At 73.1% G+C, this 7,191-nt stretch carries 6 protein-coding genes and 1 riboswitch; all 6 genes read right to left on the reverse strand.

Annotated elements, in window-relative coordinates:
• Positions 1-55: 55 nt before the first annotated feature.
• A complete protein-coding gene (locus tag AOK22_RS36930; RefSeq protein WP_055703035.1) occupies positions 56-772 on the reverse strand; it encodes a LysM peptidoglycan-binding domain-containing protein in 717 nt (238 codons plus the stop codon).
• Positions 773-776: 4 nt separating this feature from the next.
• Positions 777-979, reverse strand: a riboswitch (cyclic di-AMP (ydaO/yuaA leader).
• A gap of 194 nt (positions 980-1,173) precedes the next feature.
• Positions 1,174-2,229, reverse strand: coding sequence for a transglycosylase family protein (locus tag AOK22_RS36935; protein ID WP_055703036.1), 1,056 nt, complete (start codon positions 2,227-2,229; stop codon positions 1,174-1,176).
• A 143-nt stretch (positions 2,230-2,372) separates the two neighbouring features.
• Positions 2,373-3,689, reverse strand: coding sequence for a cytochrome P450 family protein (locus AOK22_RS36940; RefSeq protein ID WP_055703037.1), 1,317 nt, complete (start codon positions 3,687-3,689; stop codon positions 2,373-2,375).
• 140 nt (positions 3,690-3,829) lie between these two features.
• The gene (locus AOK22_RS36945) at positions 3,830-4,840 is read right to left on the reverse strand and encodes a nucleoside triphosphate pyrophosphohydrolase (RefSeq protein ID WP_055703038.1); all 1,011 of its coding nucleotides are present in this window, start codon (positions 4,838-4,840) and stop codon (positions 3,830-3,832) included.
• Positions 4,841-4,902: 62 nt separating this feature from the next.
• Positions 4,903-5,568: a SurA N-terminal domain-containing protein gene (locus AOK22_RS36950; protein ID WP_055703039.1), complete on the reverse strand. Its 666-nt coding sequence runs from the start codon at positions 5,566-5,568 to the stop codon at positions 4,903-4,905.
• Positions 5,569-5,718: 150 nt separating this feature from the next.
• Positions 5,719-7,185, reverse strand: a complete 1,467-nt coding sequence (locus AOK22_RS36955) for a serine/threonine-protein kinase (RefSeq protein WP_063795416.1) — start codon at positions 7,183-7,185, stop codon at positions 5,719-5,721.
• Positions 7,186-7,191 lie beyond the last annotated feature (6 nt).

A 7,191-nucleotide genomic window follows, 5' to 3' on the forward strand; every position in this document is an offset into this window, starting at 1 on the left:
TCCTGACCCACCCGGCCGTGCGTCCGCCGAGGCACGGCCGGGTGGGTCAGGAGCCTCAGCTGAGGTGCAGCTGCTGGCCCGGGTAGATGAAGTCGGCGTTGTCGATGATGTCGCCGTTGAGCTTGTACACCTTCTGCCAGCCGCCCTTGACCTTGTGGTCCTCGGCGATCTTGGACAGGGTGTCGCCCGTCTTGACCTTGTACTCGCCGTCGCCCTTCTTGACCGTCTTGCCGGTCGGGGTCTCGACGGTCTTCTTGGACTCGGTCTGCGGCGTCGGCTGCGGCTTGGGGGCCTGCTGCGTCTGCTGCTGCGGGGCCTGCTGCTGCGTCTGCTGCGGCTGCGGCTTCGGCTTGGCCTGCTGCTGCGGAGCCTGCTGCTGCGCGCCGCCGCCGTTGTACGCGGCGCCCGAGAGGCCCACGCCACAGCTCGGCCAGGCGCCCTTGCCCTGGCCCGCGAGGACCTTCTCGGCTATCTCGATCTGCTGGGCCTTGGAGGCCTTGTCAGCGGTGGGGGCGTACTTCGTGCCGCCGTAGGCCGCCCAGGTGGACGGCGAGAACTGCAGGCCGCCCTGGTAGCCGTTGCCGGTGTTGATCGACCAGTTGCCGCCGGACTCGCACTGGGCGACGGCGTCCCACTCGGAGGCGGTGGCGGCGTTGGCCGAGCCGGCCGCCATCAGCGGGGCGGCGACGGCGGCACCGGTCACGCCGACGAGCGTGGCGACGCGGGTGGCCTTGGACGGGCGACGGTGCTTGCCCTTGCCGGAAAGCAGCATGAGTTGATCCCCTCACCGACGCCTGCGAGGTGAGCTGTCGGGTTCGGGCCGATGTGGTTGCCCGGCCGCGCTCCTTGAGCGCGGCTTCACCCCTAGCCGTTTCCGCCCGTCTCGCGGCCGTCCAGCCTCGTGGCTGTCCGGTCGTCCAACGGGCGGGCCCGGCGCAAACCTTGGGTCCCCCGCTCCTGCCTACGGCGCTCGAAGCGACGACTGTTCCCGTCCGGCCGTTGGCAGGATTCGGCGTACCGACCGGCGGGGCCCACCAGTGGCGAGCGGTGATGACCGTAGACACGCGATCGCCGGAATTTCAAAGACGATCAGGGCTTCTGAGACCCATCTCTCACTCGCGCCAAATCGGACATTCGACGCGAAGGCCCCTGCGGACGCTTCGTCAACTTCCCTTACTTTTCGCCCAGATCGAGGCTCTGACCGGGGAGGATGAGGTCCGGGTCGCCGCCGACGGTCTTCTTGTTCTCGCTGTAGAGCTCGTGCCATCCGCCGGCGACGTCGAGGTCGTCCGCGATGACCGAGAGGCTGTCCCCGGAGCGCACCGTGTACGTGCCGCCGGCGACCTCGTCCGTGCGGTCGCCGCCGCGCGAGGCGTGCCGGCCGGCACGGTCGCCCTCGGCGCCCTCCGCACCCTCGGCGGGGCCCTCGTCCGCGCGGTCGCCGCGGTGGCGTCCCGCGCCCTCCGAGGGCCCCGTGGCGTCCTCGGAGCCGGGCGAAGTGGCTTCGTCGCGGCCGGACTTGTCCGTGCCGTCGGACTCGCCCTTGTCGCCCTCCTTGCCCGTGTCGTCCTTGTCGCCGGACTCGTCGTGATTCTTGTCTCGGGACGCGTCGCCCTCGCCGGGCGTGTCGCTCGCGTCGTCGGACGGGTCGGCGGAGTCGGACGGCTCGTCCGCCTCCCGGGAGCCCTCGGGGCTCGTGGAGTCCTCCGAGCCCTTCTCCTTGTCCTTCTTGCCGGAGTCCTCGGAGTCCTTGGAACCCTCGGAGTCCTTCGCGTCCCCGGAGCCGGACGGGTCGGCGCTGTCGGAGGGCTCCGGCGTCACGGGGGCGCCCGGGTCGACGTCGGCGGCGGCGCCGTCCTGGGTCAGGCCCGCGATCGGGGCACAGCTCGGCCAGGCGGCGGTGCCCTGGTCGTCGAGGATCTGCTCGGCGACGGCGATCTGCTGCGAGCGGCTGGCCTGGTCGGCGCTCGGCGCGTACGAGAGGCCGCCGTACTTCTCCCACATCTCCTGGGAGAGCTGGAGGCCTCCGTAGTACCCGTTGCCGGGGTCGGCGCTCCACGCGCCGCCGCTCTCGCACTCGGCGAGCTTCTCCCACGTCGTGGTCTCGGCGGCGCTCGCGCTGGTGGCGCCGAGCAGGGGGATGGCGATGGCTGATCCGGTGACACCTGCCGCGACGATGAGAGCCGGGGCCTGGCGGGGGCGTCGGTGACGACCATGACCGGAGAGCATGCGGTTGCCTTTCAGGAGACTGCGGCGACGACCGGGGCGCCCGGGGCGCCCAAGTCGTCGTGAACGTAGCCGCAGTCGAACGTCTGTCACAAGTCGATGCAGCGGAGATCACGTAAAAGTCACAGTCATGACGGGCCGTCAGTTCACGGCTGTCGCGGCGCCGTTTCCTGTGCGGTCGTGAACTCCACCGGCAGCGTGCGCAGTCCGCGCATGATCAGGCCGCCACGCCACCGCACATCGGCAGGATCCGCCGCGAGTTGCAGATCGGGAAGGCGCCGCAGCAGCGTCGCGAGGGCGGTCTGGCCCTCCAGACGGGCGAGCGGCGCGCCCAGGCAGTAGTGGATGCCGTGCCCGTATCCGAGGTGCTGATTGTCGCGGCGCGACAGGTCGAGGGTGTCGGGGTCGTCGAAGCGGGCGGGGTCGCGGTCGGCGGCGGCGAGCACGACGAGCACGGGGTCGCCCGCGGCGATCTCCTGGCCGCCGATGGTCAGCGGCTCGGTGGCGAACCGCCAGGTGGCGAGCTCGACGGGCCCGTCGAAGCGGAGCAGTTCCTCGACGCCGGTCTCCAGCAGGGCGGTGTCGCCCTCGGCGAGGGCCCGCTGGAGGCGCTCGCGCTGCTCGGGGTGGGTGAGCAGGGCGTAGACGCCGTTGCCGATGAGGTTGACGGTCGTCTCGAACCCGGCGAAGAGAAGGATGAAGGCCATCGCCGCGGCCTCGTTCTCCGTGAGGTGCTCGCCGTGGTCGGAGGCGCGGATCAGGCCGGAGATGAGGTCGTCGCCCGGGTCGAGACGCTTCCGGTGGATCAGCTCGGCGAGATAGCCGCGCATCTTCTTCACCGACCGCGCGACACCGCCCCGCGGCCCGCCGCCGTGCCGGATCATCATGCCCGCCCAGTCGCGGAAGTCGTCCTGGTCCTCGCGCGGGACACCGAGCAGGTCGCAGATGGCGTAGATGGGGAGGGGGAAGGCGAACTCGTGGATGAGGTCGGCGCTGCCCTCCTGGGCGAACCGGTCGATGAGCCGGTCCGTCAGTTCCTGCACGCGCGGGGCGAACTCGGCCACGCGGCGCGGCGTGAACGCCTTGGAGACGAGCCGGCGCAGCCGGGTGTGGTCCGGCGGGTCGATGTTGAGCAGATGCGTCATCAGCTCGGCCTTGCGCTCACCGGGGATGCCGGTCTTGCCCTTGGCGTGCGCGGGCTCGTCGTGGTGCGCCGGGTTCTTGCTGAGCCGCTGGTCGGCGAGCGCCTGGCGGGCGTCCGCGTACCGCGTGACCAGCCAGGCCTCCACCCCGCTGGGCAGGGTGGTCCGGTGCACGGGCGAGTTCTCCCGCAGCCAGGCGTACGCCGGGTAGGGGTCACTGGCGAACTCCCACGTGAAGAGCTCGGGCCCCTGGGCCCCTGACGGGACCTCCGGGGCGCCCACGGCGGAGGCGGAGGAGGGGGCGGGCTGCTGGTCGTGCATGCCCCGACCGTATCCGGCGGGGGCGTCGACCGTTTTCCTGGTCCGGTCCCGGCCTGCGGCGGCCGGGACCGGGGGCGCTGTTCGTCCGCGGGTGCGGCGTGGCTGGGCGCGCAGTTCCCCGCGCCCCTACGGGGCGCTGCCTACTCCCCCACTCCCTCGGCCACCCGCACCGCGTCCCGGTACGCGCGGGCCGCCGCCCTGAGGGCCGCCTCCGGGTCCACTCCCTCCGACTCGGCCCGCAGGGCCAGGGCCAGGAGGTCGTAGCCCACTCCCTCCCCCCGGGGCAGGGGGACGTCGAGGCCCGCCGTGCGCACGCGCGAGGCCAGCTTCGCCGCCAGGGCCAGGCCCGGCTGGCCGAGGGGGATGCCTTCGGTGACCGACGTGCGCCGCTTCTCCTCGGCCTTCGTGCGGAGCCAGTGCTCCTTCACTTCCTCCGGGGTCCGCGCCGTGTCGTCCCCGAAGACGTGCGGATGGCGGTGGATGAGCTTGTCGACGATGCCGCCCGCGACGTCGTCGACGGAGAACGGCTCGTCCTCCTCGCCGGGCCCGCCCTCCTCGGCGATGCGCGCGTGGAAGACCACCTGGAGCAGGACGTCGCCGAGCTCCTCGCGCAGCTCCTCGCGGTCGCCCTCCTCGATGGCCTCGACCAGCTCGTACGCCTCCTCGATCGCGTACTTCGCGAGGCCCTTGTGGGTCTGCTGGGAGGACCACGGGCACTCGTCGCGGATCCGGTCCATCACCTGGACCAGGTCGAGCAGGCGCGCGCCCGGCAGGTCGTACGACCCCGGGAGCAGCTCCAGGTCCGGCATGGCGACGCGGCCCGACCCCGCGAGGCGGGCCAGGCCGTCGGTGAGCGCGCGGTCGCCCTCGGCCGTGGCGAGGACCAGGACCGTGCGCCCGCCCGCGCACGCGTCCACCAGCTCCTGCGCGGTCGGCGCCGCCTGCGCGACCGCCACGCCCGCCTCGCGCAGATACGGCAGCTGCGGATGCGTGGCGTCGGCGCACAGCACCTCGTCGGCGCCGTGCAGCGCCTGCCAGGCGGGCCAGGACAGGAGGCCGGGCGCGACGCGGTGGCTGGTGGTCAGCAGGATGACGCGGCCGACGGGCTCGTCGGCGGTGCCGGCCGGGGACGGGGTCTCGGTCTCGTTCACCCGTCGAACGTAACCCAGCCCACTGACAGCGCCCCCGCCCGAGCCCGTCCCGCCGGGTGCGGCTAGGCCTGGTCGCGCGCGGCGGCGCCGGCGTCGGTGACCTCGCGCACCCACGGCGTCTTGCTGTCCGCGCGCTTGTTCTTGTCGACGTCCCACGTGCCGTAGCGCGGGTTGAGGTCGATGTCGAGCTTCTTGGAGGCCGCGGAGAGCGCCTTCCAGAAGGTCGCCTGGCCCTCGGGCGCGTTCATGTCCGCGCCCAGCTTCTTCGCGAGCTTCTGCGCCTCGATCTCCGTGCGCAGGCTGTCGTCCAGATGGGCCGGGGCGACGCCGTACTGCTGCAGCCAGCCCTGCTCCAGGGCCTTCTTGCCGCCCGCCTGCTGCTCCAGGCCGGCCCGCATGGTCTGGACGTCGCGGCGGGTGACGCTCACCCCGGCGTCGGCGGCGGCACGGTGCAGGACCTTGTCCAGGACCATGGTGTGCAGCGTGCTGCGCGTGAGGGTGCCGGACTTGGCGATGGCCTGGGAGTACTGCGCGTCATCGGGGATGGCCGCCCGCTGCGCCGCGCGCACCTCGTTCACCCGGCTCTCCAGCTGCGCGACCGTGATGCGGTCGCCGCCGACGACGGCCGCGGCGCCGGGGTGCGCCTCGCTGCCGCAGGCGGTCAGCAGGGGGGCCGCGGCGATCGCGGCCGCGGAGAGGATGAGCGCTGTGCGACGACGGCGGTGCAAGGAAGCCTCCCGAGGAGATTGTGCGGCGGTGCACAAGGTCTTGCGGTGATCGATGGTAGGCAGTGGCCGTCTTCTGGGCCAGCCATTCGACACCTATTCGACCAACGATTTCCCGGGAGTTGGGGCACCCTCCGCCCCGCCGTACGGGGGCTAGCCGCGCACTTGTCCGAGCCATTGCAGGGTGCGCCGGACCTCCGCGGGGAACGGGTGGCCGGGGCCGTGCAGCCGCTCCGCGTCGTGCAGCAGCCGGGCCAGCGTGTCGTGGGCGGCGGGCCGGTCGCCCAGGGCGAGCAGCAGATGCCCGATGCGGCGGCGGATCTCCAGGGACTGGCGGCGGTCCTCCGTCGCGTACTGGTTCTCGTAATAAGGGAGGAGCGCGCGGTACTCGGCGAGGGCCGCGGCCGGCTCGCCCAGCTGCTCCAGGCACTGCGCGGCCTCGTAGCGGAACTGGAGCGAGTGCGGGTCGGCCTGGCCGGACTCGGCGGCGCGCTCGTCGGCCAGGCGCCGCAGCTCGGGCAGCGCGCGACGGTACTGGCCGTCGTCCATGAGCGTGGCGGCGTACTGCTTGCGCAGGGTGCGTACGACGGGCGAGTGCTCGCCGTGCTTGGCGGCGGCGGCCGGGAGGATCGCGCCGAGGATGTCGACGGCCTGGGTGATGCGGCCCTCGCCGAGGAGGCGCTTGACGTCGTCGACGGCGCGGGCGACGTCCTGTTGCGGCGGTGAACTCGGCGGCTGCGCGGGCAGGTCGGGGGCGGGCGCGGGCGTCGCCGCGCGGTCGGGCCACGGCGCGTGCGGACGCAGGAAGGGGCGCGTGGGATCGAGCGGGCGGCCCGAGAGGGTGCCGCGCGCGGGCAGCAGCGGCGCCAGTTCCTCGTAGACCTCCTGGGCGCTGGCGGGGCGGTGCTGGGGGTCCTTGGCGAGCAGCCGCAGGACCAGGGTCTCCAGGGCCTGCGGCACCTCGGGGCGCAGCCGGCGGACCGGCAGCGGCGGCTCGTAGAGGTGCCGGTGCAGGACGCCGAGGGCGGTGGATCCGGAGAACGGCACGTCGCCGCTGAGGAGTTCGTGCAGCAGCACGCCGAGCGCATAGAGGTCGGTGTACGGGCCGACCGCGCCGCCCATCGCCTGCTCGGGGGCCATGTAGGCGGGGCTGCCGATCGGCGAGCCGGTGTGGGTGAGGCGGGTGGTGTCAGTGTCCATCACCGAGGCGATGCCGAGGTCGAGGACGGAGACCGTGCCGTCCTGCTTGACCATCACGTTCCGCGGCTTGAGGTCGCGGTGCACGATCGGCACGGCGTGCACCGCGGAGAGCACCGCGCACAGCTGGGCGGCGACGGCGACGGCCCACTGCCAGGGGTAGGGGTCGTGCTCGGCGAGGTGGTCGCCGAGGTCCGCGCCGTCGACGTACTGCATGACGAGGTAGAGGTCCTCGGCCTCGCTGCCCGCGTCGTGCACCGTGACCAGGCCGGGGTGGTCGACCTGCGCGGTGACGCGGCACTCGCGCACGAAGCGGCGGCGCAGCTCCTCGGCCTCGGCGCCCGCGACCCGGTCGGGCCGCAGCAGCTTCACGGCGACGCGGCGGTCGAGCCGCTGGTCGTACGCCGTCCAGACCTGGCCCATGCCGCC

Source organism: Streptomyces silaceus (genome assembly GCF_001419745.1).
Taxonomy (GTDB): domain Bacteria; phylum Actinomycetota; class Actinomycetes; order Streptomycetales; family Streptomycetaceae; genus Streptomyces; species Streptomyces silaceus.